The organism is Noviherbaspirillum phoenicis, assembly GCF_047237965.1.
Lineage (GTDB): Bacteria > Pseudomonadota > Gammaproteobacteria > Burkholderiales > Burkholderiaceae_D > Noviherbaspirillum_A.
Window position 1 is genome coordinate 1,987,681 of sequence record NZ_JBDFLX010000001.1, and the last position, 16,055, is coordinate 2,003,735.

Annotated in this window: 17 protein-coding genes; 2 read left to right on the top strand and 15 right to left on the bottom strand. The window is 60.6% G+C overall.

Annotated elements, in window-relative coordinates; all coding sequences use genetic code 11:
• Positions 1 to 15 precede the first annotated feature (15 nt).
• On the top strand, positions 16 to 183 hold the full coding sequence (gene rpmG / locus ABC383_RS09100) for a 50S ribosomal protein L33 (RefSeq protein ID WP_194712305.1): 168 nt from the start codon (positions 16 to 18) through the stop codon (positions 181 to 183).
• A 145-nt stretch (positions 184 to 328) separates the two neighbouring features.
• Here the strand turns inward: rpmG and ABC383_RS09105 are convergent, their stop codons facing one another.
• From ABC383_RS09105 to ABC383_RS09140, 8 genes are all read right to left on the bottom strand, one after another.
• The gene (locus ABC383_RS09105) at positions 329 to 1,525 is read right to left on the bottom strand and encodes a DesA family fatty acid desaturase (RefSeq protein ID WP_413013284.1); all 1,197 of its coding nucleotides are present in this window, start codon (positions 1,523 to 1,525) and stop codon (positions 329 to 331) included.
• A gap of 104 nt (positions 1,526 to 1,629) precedes the next feature.
• Positions 1,630 to 2,949, bottom strand: coding sequence for a mechanosensitive ion channel family protein (locus tag ABC383_RS09110; RefSeq protein ID WP_413013286.1), 1,320 nt, complete (start codon positions 2,947 to 2,949; stop codon positions 1,630 to 1,632).
• 89 nt (positions 2,950 to 3,038) lie between these two features.
• Entirely contained in the window at positions 3,039 to 4,295 is a 1,257-nt protein-coding gene (locus ABC383_RS09115; RefSeq protein ID WP_413013287.1) for an RsmB/NOP family class I SAM-dependent RNA methyltransferase, read from the bottom strand.
• A complete protein-coding gene (purN, locus tag ABC383_RS09120; RefSeq protein WP_413013289.1) occupies positions 4,292 to 4,933 on the bottom strand; it encodes a phosphoribosylglycinamide formyltransferase in 642 nt (213 codons plus the stop codon). The genes ABC383_RS09115 and purN overlap by 4 nt, the downstream gene beginning before the upstream one ends.
• Before the next feature lie 68 nt (positions 4,934 to 5,001).
• Positions 5,002 to 5,448: a barstar family protein gene (locus tag ABC383_RS09125; protein ID WP_413016286.1), complete on the bottom strand. Its 447-nt coding sequence runs from the start codon at positions 5,446 to 5,448 to the stop codon at positions 5,002 to 5,004.
• Between the two features lie 21 nt (positions 5,449 to 5,469).
• On the bottom strand, positions 5,470 to 5,991 hold the full coding sequence (locus ABC383_RS09130; RefSeq protein WP_413013291.1) for a guanyl-specific ribonuclease: 522 nt from the start codon (positions 5,989 to 5,991) through the stop codon (positions 5,470 to 5,472).
• 28 nt (positions 5,992 to 6,019) lie between these two features.
• Positions 6,020 to 7,834, bottom strand: coding sequence for a gamma-glutamyltransferase (gene ggt / locus ABC383_RS09135; protein ID WP_413013293.1), 1,815 nt, complete (start codon positions 7,832 to 7,834; stop codon positions 6,020 to 6,022).
• A complete protein-coding gene (locus ABC383_RS09140; RefSeq protein ID WP_413013295.1) occupies positions 7,831 to 8,589 on the bottom strand; it encodes a 3-hydroxyacyl-CoA dehydrogenase in 759 nt (252 codons plus the stop codon). Before ABC383_RS09140 ends, ggt begins: the two co-directional genes overlap by 4 nt.
• 301 nt (positions 8,590 to 8,890) lie before the next feature.
• Here ABC383_RS09140 and ABC383_RS09145 point away from each other — a divergent pair, with 301 nt between their 5' ends.
• Entirely contained in the window at positions 8,891 to 9,523 is a 633-nt protein-coding gene (locus ABC383_RS09145) for a trimeric intracellular cation channel family protein (protein WP_413013297.1), read from the top strand.
• On the opposite strand, the gene ABC383_RS09150 is transcribed toward ABC383_RS09145, so the two are convergent.
• The 7 genes from ABC383_RS09150 to ABC383_RS09180 form a co-directional block, all read right to left on the bottom strand.
• On the bottom strand, positions 9,520 to 11,643 hold the full coding sequence (locus tag ABC383_RS09150) for a sodium-translocating pyrophosphatase (RefSeq protein ID WP_413013299.1): 2,124 nt from the start codon (positions 11,641 to 11,643) through the stop codon (positions 9,520 to 9,522). The genes ABC383_RS09145 and ABC383_RS09150 overlap by 4 nt on opposite strands.
• A 188-nt stretch (positions 11,644 to 11,831) precedes the next feature.
• Positions 11,832 to 12,488 (bottom strand): adenylate kinase, encoded by a 657-nt coding sequence (gene adk / locus ABC383_RS09155; RefSeq protein WP_413013301.1) that lies wholly within the window; start codon positions 12,486 to 12,488, stop codon positions 11,832 to 11,834.
• Positions 12,489 to 12,625: 137 nt separating this feature from the next.
• Positions 12,626 to 13,393 carry a 3-deoxy-manno-octulosonate cytidylyltransferase gene (gene kdsB, locus ABC383_RS09160; protein WP_413013303.1) on the bottom strand — a complete coding sequence of 256 codons (768 nt, stop codon included), beginning with the start codon at positions 13,391 to 13,393 and terminating at the stop codon, positions 12,626 to 12,628.
• 7 nt (positions 13,394 to 13,400) lie between these two features.
• Positions 13,401 to 13,619 (bottom strand): Trm112 family protein, encoded by a 219-nt coding sequence (locus tag ABC383_RS09165; RefSeq protein ID WP_413013304.1) that lies wholly within the window; start codon positions 13,617 to 13,619, stop codon positions 13,401 to 13,403.
• Entirely contained in the window at positions 13,558 to 14,637 is a 1,080-nt protein-coding gene (gene lpxK / locus ABC383_RS09170) for a tetraacyldisaccharide 4'-kinase (protein ID WP_413013306.1), read from the bottom strand. Before lpxK ends, ABC383_RS09165 begins: the two co-directional genes overlap by 62 nt.
• A gap of 29 nt (positions 14,638 to 14,666) precedes the next feature.
• Positions 14,667 to 15,104, bottom strand: a complete 438-nt coding sequence (locus ABC383_RS09175) for an ExbD/TolR family protein (protein WP_413013308.1) — start codon at positions 15,102 to 15,104, stop codon at positions 14,667 to 14,669.
• Between the two features lie 23 nt (positions 15,105 to 15,127).
• Complete coding sequence (locus ABC383_RS09180) at positions 15,128 to 15,733, bottom strand: MotA/TolQ/ExbB proton channel family protein (RefSeq protein ID WP_413013310.1); 606 nt, start codon at positions 15,731 to 15,733, stop codon at positions 15,128 to 15,130.
• Positions 15,734 to 16,055: the final 322 nt, after the last annotated feature.

Genomic DNA, 16,055 nt, shown 5'->3' on the forward strand with positions numbered 1-16,055 from the left:
AGTAAAGGAATCATCATGGCTACCAAAGGCCGCGACAAAATCAAGCTGGAATCGACTGCAGGCACGGGTCACTTCTACACCACGACCAAGAACAAGCGCACCATGCCGGAAAAGATGGAGATCATGAAATTCGATCCCAAGGCTCGTAAGCATGTTGCATACAAGGAAACGAAGATCAAGTAATTGGTCTGGCTTTCGAAAGACCCGCACTTGCCTGCGGGTTTTTTTTCGCCTGCAGGTTTGCAATGCAATTTCTGCCCGAGCCAGGCAACCATGAAAAAAGCCCGGCGAACCGGGCTCTTTTTGAAGCACTGCTTCCTAGCCTTGCTCAGGCATAGCTGCGCAGCCGTAGCGAAAATTCCTGCAGCGAACGGATGCCGGAGGATTCGGCGCGACGGCACCAGTCCTGCAGATGATGCAGCAGCTGGTCGCTGGTGGAATGCGACCTCTCCCACAGGGCGCTCAATTCAGCACGCATGTCGTGCATCGTCTTCAGTGCCTTGCTATGTGCAAGCAATTCGCTCAACTGCTGACGCTGCGGCGCTTCCAGCTTGGCGGGTTCCTTTTGCAGCAGCTTGCGCGACCGACGCAGCGCATCGCTGCCCATTTCCGTCTTGCTGCGGATATGGCCAATTTCTTCGCGCCAGGTATGGCGAATGGACTTGGTGTACTTCGCCATTACGTCATAGCGGTTCGACACAATGGACTGCAAGGTAGCCAGGTCTGCAACACGCTTGCCACTGTCGAATTTCGGCGCCGGTGCGACTTTTTTCACGGTTGCCAGGCCCAGCGTTTCCAGGATGCGGATATACATCCAGCCGATATCGAACTCGTACCACTTCGAGGACAGTTTTGCCGAAGTGCCGAAGGTATGGTGATTGTTATGCAGTTCCTCACCGCCAATCAGGATGCCGATCGGGAAGATATTCGTCGCCGCATCGTTGCAGTCATAGTTACGGTAGCCCCAGAAATGGCCGATGCCGTTGATAATGCCGGCCGCAGTCACGGGAATCCAGAGCATCTGCACTGCCCACACTGACAGGCCGACAATGCCAAACAGGGCAATGTCGATGAACAGCATCAGCACGATGCCAAGCGCACTGTGCTTGGTATAGAGGTTGCGCTCGATCCAGTCATCCGGCGTGCCATGGCCGTACTTCTCCATGGTCTGCTGGTTTTTTGATTCTGCACGGTACAGTTCAGCACCTTCCAGCAGCACTTTCTTGATGCCACGGGTGACCGGGCTGTGCGGATCTTCCTCGGTCTCGCACTTCGCATGATGCTTACGGTGGATGGCCGCCCATTCCTTGGTGACCATGCCAGTGGTCATCCAGAGCCAGAAACGGAAGAAGTGGCTCGGGATGGCATGCAATTCGAGTGCGCGGTGTGCCTGGCTCCGATGCAGGTAAATCGTCACGCCGGCGATCGTTATATGCGTAACGACCAGCGTATAGATGACGATTTCCCAAGCACTGGCACGGGTCAGTCCATTCGACAGAAAGTCCAAAACTGCATTCAGAATCATTCAGGCTCCAAAGTTGATGGGCGGGAGGTTATTTTCCCTGGCGGTCATGATCCGAGGTCTGGATTAGCCGCATTTGTTGAATTTTGTCCGGTATTTTACGCGCTTTATTGCTTTATGGAGGAAAGTTCTGGCGATGGAAATGATTGCGGCACATTCGTTGCCATCCTGATCTCGTGTTGTGAATAGGGAATTCTGACGTTTTCTTCGCTCAACACCCGCCAAATGGTACGGTTAACAAGTGACAACAAATTGCCTTTTCCATTCTCCGGATCTTCTATCCAGAAACCCAGTTCCAGTTCAAGACCGTTCACGCCAAAGCCTGTCAGCAAGGCATGCGGCGCCGGGTCCTGGCAGATTCGCGGGATATCGCGAATGACATCAACCAGTTTAGGTAGCATCATTTCCACATCGGTTTCATAAGCCACCGTTACCCGGGTAGCGAGCCTGAGCTTCCGGTCGCTCAGGGAGTGGTTCTGTACCGCACCTGAAATGAGAATGTCATTCGGAATCACCGTTTCTATTCCATCCAGGCTACGAATGATCGTGTAGCGCGTATTGATCCGCGTTACCTGTCCATAAAAAGTCGCCACGGAAACCATATCGCCTACTGCCATGCTTCGTTCGAGCAAAATGACGAACCCTGACACATAACTGCTGACGATCTTCTGTAAACCAAGGCCTATACCGACGCCAAGCGCACCACCGAACACGGAAAGCACGGTTAAATCGATTCCAGCAAGCGAGAGACTGAGCAGAATGGCAACCAGAATCAGGCTGGCACGCCCTGCCCTTGCCATCACCAGGCGCGCCGACGAGTGTATGGTGCTCACTTTCATCAGCCGTTCTTCCAGCACGGCGCCCAGCCATAGCGCAAGGATGAGTGTTGCGCCGATGGATGCAATGGCCTGGATAATGACCAGCAGTGAGGTCTGGTAGCGTCCGGTCGGAATCGACGTGCGTTCCAGGTAGGCGATCAGGTCGGGCAACAGACCGGTCAGATGAATGGCCAGGCCCAGCCAGACCAGCGTGGCAAACACCTTTTCAAAGCCGAGCAGCAAGCCACCGGCATTGCCGTTACGCATGAATACACGACGCAACAGGTAGAACACCAGGCGTAGCAGTGCAAGAGAGCCAACGATAGGCAAGGCAAGCGTCAGTAGCGGCGCTGGCTGCCATTTTAGAAACACCATGCGCGCCGCCGCCAGGAGGGCGAAGGCAGCAATGGGCCACAGTACAGGATGGACCGACCAGGCCTGGCTAGCTTCGGGGTCTGCGGTGCGACTTTGCGCTGAACCCCAGCGAACTGCCAGACGCGAAAGCAACAAAGAAAGGAGTATGGAAGCCGCAACCGCGATTGCCTGCCAGATAAAGCCGGCAGTACGGACCTCCGACCATAGATCAAGCCAGGGAAACGAAAGCGTCATCTATTTCTGCAGGGAACGATTAAGGATGGCGCTGAGCGTACCCCGCAAATCAAAAGGGGTCAACCAAGCGCATCCTCAAAGTAACAAGGCTACTTGTTTCGTTCTAGGACCGCAGCAAAGAAGCCGTCGGTCTGATGCAAGTGCGGAACCAGTTTCAGGAAATCACCCATTTGCAACGGGATTTTTTGTTCGTCCAGCACTTGCTGCATAGGCACGAGTTGAAACGATGTATTTGTCTCAAGAAATTTCCGGACGATGGACTCGTTTTCCTCTTCCATGATGCTGCAGGTGGCATACACCAGACGACCGCCTGCTTTCACCAGCCGTGCTGCGCCTTCCAGAATCGAAAGTTGCTTGGTATTGAGTTCAGTAATCGATTCAGGTTTGAGGCGCCATTTCACATCCGGGTTACGACGCAAGGTGCCAAGCCCGCTGCACGGCGCATCTACCAGCACACGATCTATCTTTCCCGCCAGGCGCTTGACCTTGGCATCGTTCTCATGCGCGATCACGACCGGATGCACGTTCGACAGCCCGCTGCGCGCCAATCTTGGCTTCAGTTTCGCCAGCCGCTTTTCAGATATATCGAATGCATACAGCCGGCCGGTATTGCGCATGAGGGCGCCCAGTGCAAGCGTTTTGCCGCCCGCGCCGGCGCAGAAATCCACCACCATTTCGCCGCGGCGCGCGCCCAGTATTTGCGCCAGAATCTGGCTGCCTTCGTCCTGCACCTCTATCGCGCCGCTCTTGAACAAGGGCAGATTCTGCAGCGCGGGCTTTTTCCTTACCCTCAGCGCCAACGGCGCGTAGGGCGTAGGCTCGGCGAGGATGGGCGCTTCGGCCAATGCGGCGATGACCTGCTCCCGGTCGGCCTTGATGCTGTTGACGCGCAAGTCCAGCGGCGCCGGCGTATTCAGGGTCTGCGCCAGCTTCTGCGCTTCCTCTTCCCCGAAACGCTCCAGCAGGCGCTCATACAGCCACGCCGGCAGATTTGCACGCAACGCTGCGGGCAGCATGTCGCGATCGATCTGCATTACCCGATTCAGCCAATCGCTTTCTTCAGGCGACAGTCCGCCCAGCGCCTCGATTCCGGCCGCATCGGCAAGACCGAGCAAGGCCAGCCGGCGCATGCTTGGCCCCTGGCCCGATTCAGCGAAACTGGTATAGACCAGCTTGTTGCGCAACAGGCCATATACTGCCTCGGCAATCACGCCGCGCTCGCGGCTGCCAAGTCGGGGATGATCGCGAAAATAACGGGACAGGGTATTGTCGGCCGGGCCGGTAAAGCGAAGGATTTCCCGCAGGACTTCCTCGGTATGGCCGATCAGGGCGGGAGGCAGCCTCATGCGGATTCTTTCAAGGTCAAATGGTTTTCGGATTCGGGGATAACGCGCACGCAGCCGTTGCTGATGGAAAGGCGGCTTTCGACCGCCGCCAGCACTGCTGCGGGATAGAGACGATGTTCCACCTCCAGCACGCGCGCCGACAAGGTTTCTTCGGTGTCATCGGGAAGGACCGGCACCGCCTCCTGGGCAACGATGGGCCCGTGATCCAACTCTGCGGTAACGAAATGGACGGTCGCCCCATGGAGTTTGACGCCGGCCTCCAGCGCCTGCCTGTGCGTATGCAAACCAGGAAAACTGGGGAGCAGGGAAGGATGGATGTTGAGCATGCGTCCGGCGTAATGGGCAACGAATTCAGCGGTCAATATCCGCATGAAACCGGCCAGGACCACGAAGTCAGGGGAAAACCGATCGATTTCATGCTTTAACGCGCGATCAAACGCAGTCCGGTCAGGATAATTCCTGCTTGGGACCGTGACAGCTGGAATCTGATGCTGTTCTGCGTATGCCAGGCCGGGTGCATCCAGACGATTGCTGATAATGGCGGCGATGCGCACCGGCCAATTTCCCTTCCGTGCGGCCTGCACGATGGCTTGCATATTGCTGCCGCGTCCGGAAATAAGGATGACGATACTTTTCATGGCGCGCATTGTACATGACGACCTGCGCGCATTTTGCGCTCAGCTCACCGGGCAAAGTCCGGAAAACCTTACTGGAAAGAATAGAAAACCCGGAAAGGCACGTTCTTTTCAGCCCAGAAATCCGCTGCGTCACGAAACACATCGAGCAGGGTTTCGCGCGCCTCGCGGTCAAACTTCTGGGTATTGGGAAGCTGTTCCAGCACGACGAGAAACCCAGACTGGCGACCTGCCTTGTACACGAGGCTGGTCAGGCAGTCTGACAAGGCGTCGTAATTCTTGCCAAAATGCCGCGGGAACTGAAAAGCCTCGGCAATCGTCGTCAATACCTGCTGTTTGGTCGTTGCATCGCCGCAATAGGCATAGAGGAAATGCTGGCCCAGCTTGGCCGCCTCCGCCTGGAGTTCGGTGACACGGAAAGCACGGATCGACTGCACCACGTTCGGTGGAACGGTCTGGAACAAGCTCGCTTCTGCTGGCGCTTCTGGCATCAACTGCGGACCTTTCTCCGGAACCATAAGGGTATAGATATTCACTTCTCACTCTTGAATGCGTCGGAATGACGCGTAATGGTCTTCTGTGTAGTAGAGTTCCCGTGGACTATTTAATTCCCCGCCAGTAATGATGCGTCTGGCACCACGGTTGCGCGCACCTGGGGTCTTTACAGTGAATTCACGATAATACCCTCGGTTTTGTTTTGGCAAAAGCCTTTCATAATTGCCAAATACCGCCCCATCTTTCTCGTATGGAAATGGCCCACCCTGCCTGATCAGCTGCAGCGTCTGCCGCGCTTCGGCCGGCAGTTCGGAGACGAAAACGACATCGCGGCCACTGCCGGTACGCGCCGACACACCAAATGCCAGCAGCATCCCAAGCAACAGGAGCAATGTCTGCCGGATAAGAATTCTCATTGAAAACAAGGCCATGTCACTTTCTGCGCAGGTCGACACCGATGGAAAAACCGGTTCCAAGGTTACCTGTACAGTTTGTGGGAAGCAACTGAAGATGGTTCGAGGTGCTTGAACCGAAGCGCGGAGCGTCCCGAAACCGAAGCCTGCCATGAGGCTCGCGGTGCAAACCAGGCCGGCGCTAGTCGCCGCGTGCCACGCCTTCCCGACGGGGGTCAGCGCCGCCGAACCACATTTCCTCGCCATTGCGCCGGACGCGCATGACGGCCTGCAGGCCGGAAGTCTGCTCGTCAAGCCTGATCTGATGCTCTTTCTGCTTCAGCGCACTGATGAAATTGCCCGGGAACCGGCCTCGCTCAAGTTCCGTCGGGCCATTTCGGCTACCAAAGTTCGGAAGACTGATTGCGCTCTGGACATCCATGCGCCAGTCCAGCACGCCGACCAGTGTCTTCGCAACATAATTGATGATGTAACTACCCCCCGGGGAACCTACCAGCAGGATCAGTTTCCCCGACGAACGATCAAACACCATGGTCGGCGCCATTGAACTACGCGGCCGCTTGCCGCCCTGCACCCGGTTGGCGACCGGGCCGGCCTCATCTGCCGACACATAGGAAAAATCGGTCAGCTCATTGTTGAGCAGGAACCCGTGCACCATCTGGCGCGACCCGAATGCGCTCTCCACCGTCGACGTCATCGCCACCGCCTGGCCGTCCCTGTCGACGATGGAAATATGCGTGGTCGAAGGCAATTCGGGCGAAACATCATCGCCCCAGGCCAGCTGCATGCCTTCCGGCTTGCCGGCAGCCGCCGTACCCATCGAGCGCTCGCCGATCAAGGCCGCACGCTGCGCCAGGTAGCGCTTGTCCAGCAGCGATGCAATGCCGCCCGGAACGGGCACGAAATCCGGATCGGTCACATAGCGGTTGCGGTCCGCATAGGCCAGCCGGCCCGCTTCGCTGAACAGGTGCACTGCCTGCGGGTTCATGCCGTTGCCGTCCGGCGCCAGCCTGCCGATCTCCGTGTTTTCCAGTATGCCCAGCATCTGGGCAACGGCCAGTCCGCCGGAGGACGGCGGCGGCATGCCACAGATGCGCCAGATGCGGTAGCTGGTGCAAAGCGGTTCACGCTCCCTGGCTTGATAGCCTGCAATATCCTGGACGCTCAGCCGCCCCGGATTGCGTGGATGCAGCCTTACCTTGGCGACCATGTCACGCGCGACTTCTCCCTGGTAAAAGGCGTCCGCGCCCTCCTTGGCAACACGCCGCATGACCGCTGCCAATGCGGGATTTCTTAACAAATGACCGGCTTGCCACGGCTGGCCATCCTGGTCGTAGAAGTAAGCTGCCGCCGTCGGGTCCTGCCTGAGATAAGGGTCGTCGCGCAGCAGCTTGGCGAGCCTGGGACTGACCTCGAAGCCCTGCTCCGCCATCCTGATCGCCGGCGCAAACAGCGTTTCCCAAGGCAGTTTTCCATGCTGCTGGTGCGCCCGTTCGAGCATGCGCAGCATGCCCGGAACGCCAACCGAGCGCCCGCCGATCAATCCGTCAAAATAAGGAACTGGCTTGCCGCTGGCATCCTGGAACAGTTTTTCGTCGGCCGCCGCCGGGGCGGTTTCGCGGCCGTCCAGCGTGCGCAGCTGCTTGCCGTCGAAATGCAGCATCAGGCTGCCGCCGCCCAGCCCGGACGACTGTGGCTCGACCAGGCCAAGCACCATCTGCACCGCAATGGCGGCGTCCACAGCCGAACCGCCCTGCTTCAGGATGTCGTATCCGGCATCCGCAGCGAGGGGATTGGCAGCGGACACCATGAAGCTGCGTGCATACCATCCCGGCTTGTCGACATAACCGGAGGCGGTTTCCGGCGCCGCCAGGCTGGCATCGACGGAAACCGCCTCCGGCCAGCCGTCGGGCGAGGCGCAGCCGCCCAGAAGCGCGGCCAGCAGCAGCGCCTTGCTCAGATGGGCGAACGTCGCCAGACGGCGGACCGGGATCACTTGGGCTGCATGCGGATAGCGCCATCCAGCCGTATCGTCTCGCCGTTGAGCATCGTGTTTTCAATGATGGTCCTGGCGAGGTGGGCATATTCATGCGGCCGGCCCAGGCGAGGTGGGAACGGTACCATGCGGCCCAGCGCGTCCTGCACTTCCTGCGGCATGCCCAAGAGCATCGGCGTTTCGAAGATGCCCGGCGCGATGGTCATCACCCGGATGCCATTGCGGGACAGGTCACGCGCCATAGGCAGGGTCAGGCCAGCCACTGCGGCCTTGGACGATGCATAGGCTGCCTGGCCGATCTGGCCATCGTAGGCGGCTACCGAAGCGGTATTGATGATCACGCCGCGTTCACCGTCGGCGCTGGCTTCCTGCTTGGCCATCGCATCCGCGGCAAGGCGCGACATATTGAATGTGCCGACCAGATTGATATTGACGGTGCGCTGGAAGACTTCCAGCGGGTGCGGACCATCCTTGCCTACCGTCTTCACAGCCGGCGCCACGCCGGCGCAGTTGACCAGGCCACACAGCTTGCCCAATGCCAGCGCCGCTTCCACCACGGCCTTGCCATCGGCTTCCGACGTGACATCGCAACGCACGAACTTGCCGCCGAGTTCGGCGGCCAGCTTTTCTCCTGCCTCTACCTGCACATCGGCCAGCACCACCTTGCCGCCATTTTCCACGATCATGCGCGCGGTGGCTGCGCCCAGCCCTGATGCGCCGCCGGTAATGATGAATACGTTCTCCTGAATCTGCATCTTGTCCTCTCTGGGGATGGAAAATATTGGATTGCCTGCACGATTGACGTTAACGTCAACCAGCGGATTGTAGCGATTTTTATTTGAATAACAAAAAGTGCGGCTCTGGGCGGCGTGCGGAACGGATGTGGCGGCCTTCGGCCAGGCGTGCTGGCGCCGACGGTACACGCAAAGCGCATGGGTGCCAGAGGCATTGGCCGGGCGTCACCAGAAGTGCAACCGGGCAAAAATTAGCCACCAAGATCATGGCCCGCCACTTTTATAATTCACACCTTTTTTACCCTGGCCCCCGGGAAACAGCATGGCACTCACAATTCAGGTCAATCTCAGCACCTTGCTTCAGGCGATCGAGGTTTTGGGCATCGTCGCCTTTGCCATGTCGGGTTTCATCGAGGCGCGGCGCCGCGAAATGGACATGGTGGGCATTTTCACCGTCGGTTTCATCACTGCCTTCGGCGGCGGCACGCTGCGCGACCTCCTGCTCGACCAGCGCCCGCTGTTCTGGGTGGAACGCCAGGAATATGTGCTGCTGATCTTTGCGCTGGCACTGGTGATCACGCCATTTACCCGCCACCTGAGTTCGGGGCGCGCGGAAAAATTCATCCTGGTGGCGGACGCGCTCGGCCTGGGCCTGTTCAGCGTGCTTGGCACGTCGATTGCCGAAGATGCCGGCATGCCCCTGTTCGTCTGCGTGATGATGGGCGTGATCACCGGCATTTTCGGCGGCGTGCTGCGGGACGTGCTGTGCAATGAGATCCCGCTGGTGCTGCGGCGTGGCCAGCTATACGCAACGTGTGCGTTTTTCGGCTGCTGGGTGGCGCTGCTGCTGGACAAGATCAATGCGCCGGAAAGCCTCACCGTCAGCGCCGGCATCGCGGTGACCTGCGTGATGCGGCTGCTGGCGGTGCGTTTCGACTTGAAGCTGCCGGCTTAACGCGGCAAGCCCGGCTGCGTTGCGGCCGCAACGGCATGCGACACCGCGGCCGGTTTTGCGGCGCCGGTTTCCACCACGGTCACCGGCAACAGCGGCACGATCAGCAGCGCCACGATGTTGATGATCTTGATCAGCGGATTGATCGCCGGGCCGGCGGTGTCCTTGTACGGGTCGCCCACGGTATCGCCGGTGACCGCAGCCTTGTGCGCCTCCGAGCCCTTGCCGCCGTGATTGCCTTCCTCGATGTACTTCTTGGCATTGTCCCAGGCGCCGCCGCCGGTGGTCATCGAGATGGCGACGAAGATGCCGGTGACGATGGCGCCCATCAGCACCCCGCCCAGCGCCGCCGGCCCCAGCAGCATCCCAACCAGGATGGGCACAATCACGGGCAGGAGCGAAGGCAGCACCATTTCCTTGATCGCGGCCGAGGTGAGCATGTCCACCGCCTTGTCGTATTCGGGCCGGCCGGAGCCGTCCATGATGCCGGCGATGTCGCGGAACTGCCTGCGCACCTCGACCACCACTGCGCCGGCTGCCCTGCCGACCGCCTCCATCGCCATCGCCCCGAACAGATACGGCACCAGGCCGCCGATGAACAGGCCGACGATCACGGCCGGGTCGGACAGGTCGAAGGCGACGGAAATGCCGGCACTGTCGAGCGCATGGGTATAGTCGGCGAACAGCACCAGCGCAGCCAGGCCGGCCGAGCCGATCGCATAGCCCTTGGTGACGGCCTTGGTGGTGTTGCCAACCGCATCCAGCGGATCGGTGACGGCCCGTACTTCCTCCGGCATGCCGGACATTTCGGCAATGCCGCCGGCATTGTCGGTAATCGGCCCATAGGCATCGAGCGCGACGATGATGCCGGCCATGGACAGCATGGAGGTCGCCGCAATCGCAATGCCGTACAGGCCGCCCAGGGTGTACGAAACCACGATGGCGGCACAGACCGCCAGCACCGGATAGGCGGTGGATTTCATCGATACGCCCAGTCCGGCGATGATGTTGGTGCCGTGTCCGGTCGTGGAAGCGGCGGCGATATGCTTGACCGGCTTGTACTCGGTGCCGGTGTAGTACTCGGTGATATAGACCATCAGCCCGGTCAGCACGATGCCCACCACCGCGGAACCCATCATCGGCACCCGCAGTTCCGGCGGCATGATCAGCCAGGTGACGATGCCGAAGCCGATCAGCGACAGCACGGCTGAAATCCACAGGCCGACATACAGCGCCGACATGATCTTCTTGCCCGGCAGGTATTTGACCCGCGAGCAGCCGACGATGGAAGCCAGGATGGACACCGCGCCCAGCAGCAGCGGGTACAGCGCCGCCTGCGTTTCCAGACCATTGAGCATCAGGGTGCCGAGCAGCATGGTGGCGATCAGGGTAACGACATAGGTTTCGAACAGGTCAGCCGCCATGCCGGCGCAGTCGCCAACGTTGTCGCCGACGTTGTCGGCAATTACGGCCGGGTTGCGCGGATCGTCCTCGGGAATGCCGGCTTCGACCTTGCCCACCAGGTCGGCGCCGACGTCGGCGCCCTTGGTGAAGATGCCGCCGCCCAAGCGAGCGAAGATGGAGATCAGCGAAGCACCGAAAGCCAGGCCGATCAGCGGCTTGATGATGTCATGCTGCGATACCGTGAAACCGGCGCCGTGCGGCGCGCTGGCGATCAGCACCCAGTAAAACAGCGTCACGCCCAGCAGTCCGAGACCGACCACCAGCATGCCGGTGATCGCCCCACCCTTGAAGGCCACATTCAGCGCCTCGTGGATGCCAACGCTGGCCGCCTGCGCGGTGCGCACATTGGCCCGCACCGACACGTTCATGCCGATAAAGCCACAGGCGCCCGACAGCAGCGCGCCGATCAGGAAGCCGACGGCGGTGATCAGGCCAAGTCCGGGAATGAAGGCAATCAGCAGGAACAGGATCACGCCGACGATGCCGATCGTGCGATATTGCCGCGCCAAATAAGCGGCGGCGCCCTGCTGGATGGCCGACGATATATCCTGCATGCGGGCATTGCCCGCGTCCTGCCGCAAGATCCATCCGCGCGACATCAAGCCGTAAATCACCGCGATCAGGCCGCACAAGACGGCGAATCCCAAAGCTGCTGCCATGTTGACTCCTCCATTGTTATTTCACGACAAAGTTGCAAGGACCGTGACGCCGCTATGAGTGGACGCCTGTTACCGAAACTTATGCGCTGCCCTGTTGTTATGGAGTGCCCGGGCTGGCTGAGTCTGTACTGCATGCGACGGCAAGGCCGCAAAAAACAAGGCGGACACCTGGTCCGCCTTGCTGTTGTTTAGTTCGCCAGTGCGGCGAAGGCCCGGTCCCGGATTTCCTCGACCGGTCCGACGCCTTCTATCCTGCGATATTTAGGCGCGCCCGGCTGGCCGGACTCCGCCCATTTGTTGTAATAGCCAACCAGCACTTCGGTTTGCTCGTGATAGACCGCCAGGCGCTTTTTGACCGTTTCCTCGTGGTCGTCATCGCGCTGTATCAGCTCCTCGCCGGTGACGTCGTCCCGACCCTCGGCCTTGGGCGGATTGAACTTGACGTGATAGGTACGGCCGGATGCCGGATGCACCCGGCGGCCGCTCATGCGTTCGATGATGGCGCTGTCTGGCACATCGATTTCCAGAACGTAGTCGATCGCCACGCCCGCTTCCTTCATCGCGTCGGCTTGCGGAATGGTGCGTGGGAAACCGTCGAACAAATAGCCGTTCTTGCAGTCCGCTTCCTTCAGCCGGTCCTTGACGAGCCCGATGATGATGTCGTCCGATACCAGGCCACCCGCGTCCATCACTTTCTTGGCAGCCAATCCCATCGGCGTACCTGCCTTGACTGCTGCGCGGAGCATGTCGCCGGTGGAAATCTGGGGGATGTTGAACTTCTCTTTGATAAAGGTCGCCTGCGTGCCCTTACCGGCACCAGGCGCTCCCAGGAGGATGAGGCGCATGAATCTTTCCTAACGAGTTTTGAAATCTGTTGCGGCGGCCGGTTTGCGGCGCCGTGGTAGTCTCTTTTACCATATTAACTTTGCACGAAACTTACCACAGAACCTTGCAACTACGGCAGCATTTGGATCGTTTTCCGCTATGACGCAGCGCAGGTGTCGTCATAGTGGCGACGCACCCGGGCAAGGTCCTCGGGCGTGTCGACACCGGCGGCAGGCGCATGATCGGTCAAATGGACCGCAATCGGGTAGCCGTGCCACAACACACGCAGCTGTTCCAGCGCTTCGATCTGTTCCAGCGGCGACAGCGCCAGGGCGGGATAAGCCTGCAGAAAGGCCTGGGAGTAAGCGTACAGGCCGATATGCCGCAGCGGTCGATAGCCGGGCGGCAGTGTTGCCGTGGATAGTGCAAAACCATCGCGGTGCCAGGGGATGGCGGCGCGCGAGAAATACAGCGCGCGCTGGTTCCTGTCGAGCGCGACTTTCACCACGTTGGGATTGAACACGTCTTCCATGGCGGAAATCGGGTGGGCGGCGGTGGCCATCGGCACGTCTGCGGTGATCAGGCCGGCGGTTGCGGCAACCAGTTGCGGGTCGATCAGCGGCTCGTCGCCCTGCACGTTTACCACCACCGCATCGGCTGGCAGGCCGATTGCCGCAGCCACTTCGGCGATGCGATCGGTGCCGGAAGGATGGTCGGCGCGCGTCAGGTGGGCGGCCACGCCATGTTCGCGGCAGGCTGCCAGGATGTCGGCATGGTCGGTCGCGACGATGACGCGTTCGGCGCCGGACAGCGCGGCGCGCTCGGCCACGCGCACCACCATGGGCTTGCCGCCGAGGTCGGCCAGCGGCTTGTTGGGCAGACGGGTCGACGCGAGCCGGGCCGGGATGATGACGGTGAAAGCCATGCCCTGCCTAATCGGCATGGCTGGAAGTCTGCTGGCCCGGCTCGCCCGGCATCAGCGTTGCCGCCTGCAGGTCGCGCGCCTCGTCCGGCCACATGATGGGAATGCCGTCCCGTATCGGATAGGCCAGCTTGTCGGGCCGGCAGATCAGTTCCTGCGCCTTCTTGTCATAGTCCAGCGGGCGTTTGCAGATGGGGCAAACCAGGATGTCTATCAGTCGGGAATCCACGTAATTTCTCCACAATTGTGTCGGCCAGCGCGACATCGATGACGGCCTCGACCGGCACGAACCATAGCCGCGGGTCGTTCCTGAGGGGCTCAGAGTGGCGACATTTTACTGCATCCTTCTCTGTGATCAGGATGACATCGGCGTCCACGCCGGCGAAGGGATTGTCATGGAATGCATAGTGGTCTGGCAGCGGCAGGCGCGAGAAGCGCAGCCCGGCCGCTTCCAGCATGCCGAAGTAGCGCTCCGGGTTGCCGATGCCGGCGGCAGCGGCAATGCGCGGCGCCGGGCGCTGGCCGGCCAGTTCCGCCAGCGCAATGCGCCTGCCGGGCTGGGCCAGTTGTACCGCCATGTCGCCCTTGAGGCTCATGCGGAATGCATCCGGGGCAACGCCGGGCGCGCTGGCCGCGCCATTGATGACGGTGACGTCACGGCGACGCGACAGCGGCTCGCGCAGCGGTCCGGCCGGCAGCATCCAGCCGTTGCCGGCGCCGCGGCCGTCGAACAGCATGATTTCAAGGTCGCGTGCCAGCGCATAGTGCTGCAGGCCATCGTCCAGCAGCAGCAGATCGACCTCGGGATGGGCTCGCAGCAGCGCGGCGCCGGCGGCGGCGCGGTTGCGCCCGACCGCCATCGGGCAGCCGGCATGGCTGGCGATGAGCAGGGGCTCGTCGCCGACCTCCTCCGGCAGCGAGTCGGCAGTGACCAGGCGCGGCACGTCGACATGGGCGCCGTAGCCGCGCGACAGCACGCCCGGCCGATAGCCGGCATGGTGCAACTGCTGCGCCAGCCAGATCGTCAGCGGCGTCTTGCCGGTGCCGCCGACAAAAATATTGCCGACCACCAGCACGGGCACCGGCAGCCGGGCGGCCTTCAGCCAGCCGTTCCTGTATAGCCAGCGGCGCATGCCGGCCAAGAGGCCGAACAGCAGCGATATCGGCAGCAGCAGCCAGGCTGCCGCGCCGCGCCGCTGCCAGATGCGTTGCAGGGCCGGCGCCAGGCCGGCAGGCTGGTTGGACACGCGGTGCTCGGGCTGGCCGGACGGCCGCCCTATTTCGTGCCGCCGGACTGGGCGGCGAAGGTCAGCTGCGGCAGGCCGGCGATACGGGCCGCCTCCATGATGTTGATCACCGTCTGGTGCGTCGCCAGCGCGTCGGCATTGATGATCAGCACAGGGTCGGGCTTGCCCGGGCCGGATGCAGCCGAGGCGGCGCGGCGCAGGTCTTCGGCAAGACCGGCCACGTCGCGATAAGCGACCTGGACATTGTTGATCGCATAACGCCCCTGGGCATCGACCACCACGTGGATTTCGGGTGGACGCTGCTGGGCTTTTTCGGCCTCCGCCGTGGGCAGCGTCACCTGCAGCGCGGTGAAGCGGCTGTAGGTGGTCGTGACCATCAGGAAGATCAGGATGACCAGCAGAACGTCGATGAAGGGGATCAGGTTGATTTCGGGCTCGTCGCGAGCCTTGCCTCGGCGGAAATTCATGGTCGGCTCCTCAATGCGGATGCTTACTTGCGGGCATCGTGCACGGTGTCGACGAACTTCACCGCCTGCTGTTCCATGTCGACAATAAAGCTGTCGACCAGCGCCCGGAAGTGCCGGTAGAAGACAACGGCAGGCATCGCGATGGCAAGGCCAAAACCGGTGTTGTAGAGCGCTACCGAAATACCGTGCGCCAGTTGCGCCGGGTTGGCGCCGGCGGCGTCCTGCGCCCCGAAGATCTCGATCATGCCGACGATGGTGCCGAACAGGCCCATCAGCGGCGCCAGGCTGGCGATGGTGCCCAGCGTGGTCAGGAAACGCTCCAGTTCATGCGCGGCGCCGCGGCCGGCTTCCTCGATCGATTCCTTCATCACCTCGCGCGGCGCATTCACATTGCGCAGGCCGGCGGCCAGCACCCTGCCCAGCGGGGAATTCTGGGCCAAGTTGTCGACGACTTCCCTGTTGATCTTTCCGGACTGGTAAACCCGTATGACTTCCTGCAACAGGGTCGGCGGCAGTATCCTGTTGCGCCGCAAGTACAATGTTCTCTCTACGATCAGGGTGAGCGCCACCAGGGAAGCGATAAGCAAAAACCAGATCGGCCAACCGGCGGCTTGAATAATGGCGAACAAAAAAAACTCCTCAGTTTTGGGGGGGCAAATTGCTGGATGCAGGAATGTAACGTGTTGTCCCGGCATGGGCAAGTTTCCACAGACATTGTTGTCAGGAAAATAATAAGCCCAAAAGTTTTGCACAGGTGCTGTGGATAACATTGTGAACAAGGGTGGGATGCGCTGGCAAAGTGCTTGATTTCAAAGGCATTTTTTTGTGTGCTCAGGAAACATGCACAGCCAGATAATCAATAAAATCAAATACTTACATAAAGTTCTGGAGTTTTTGGATGATTTGTGACAGGCAGATGTCTCGGGCTTTTTTCTGTGGAAAGGTAAGCGC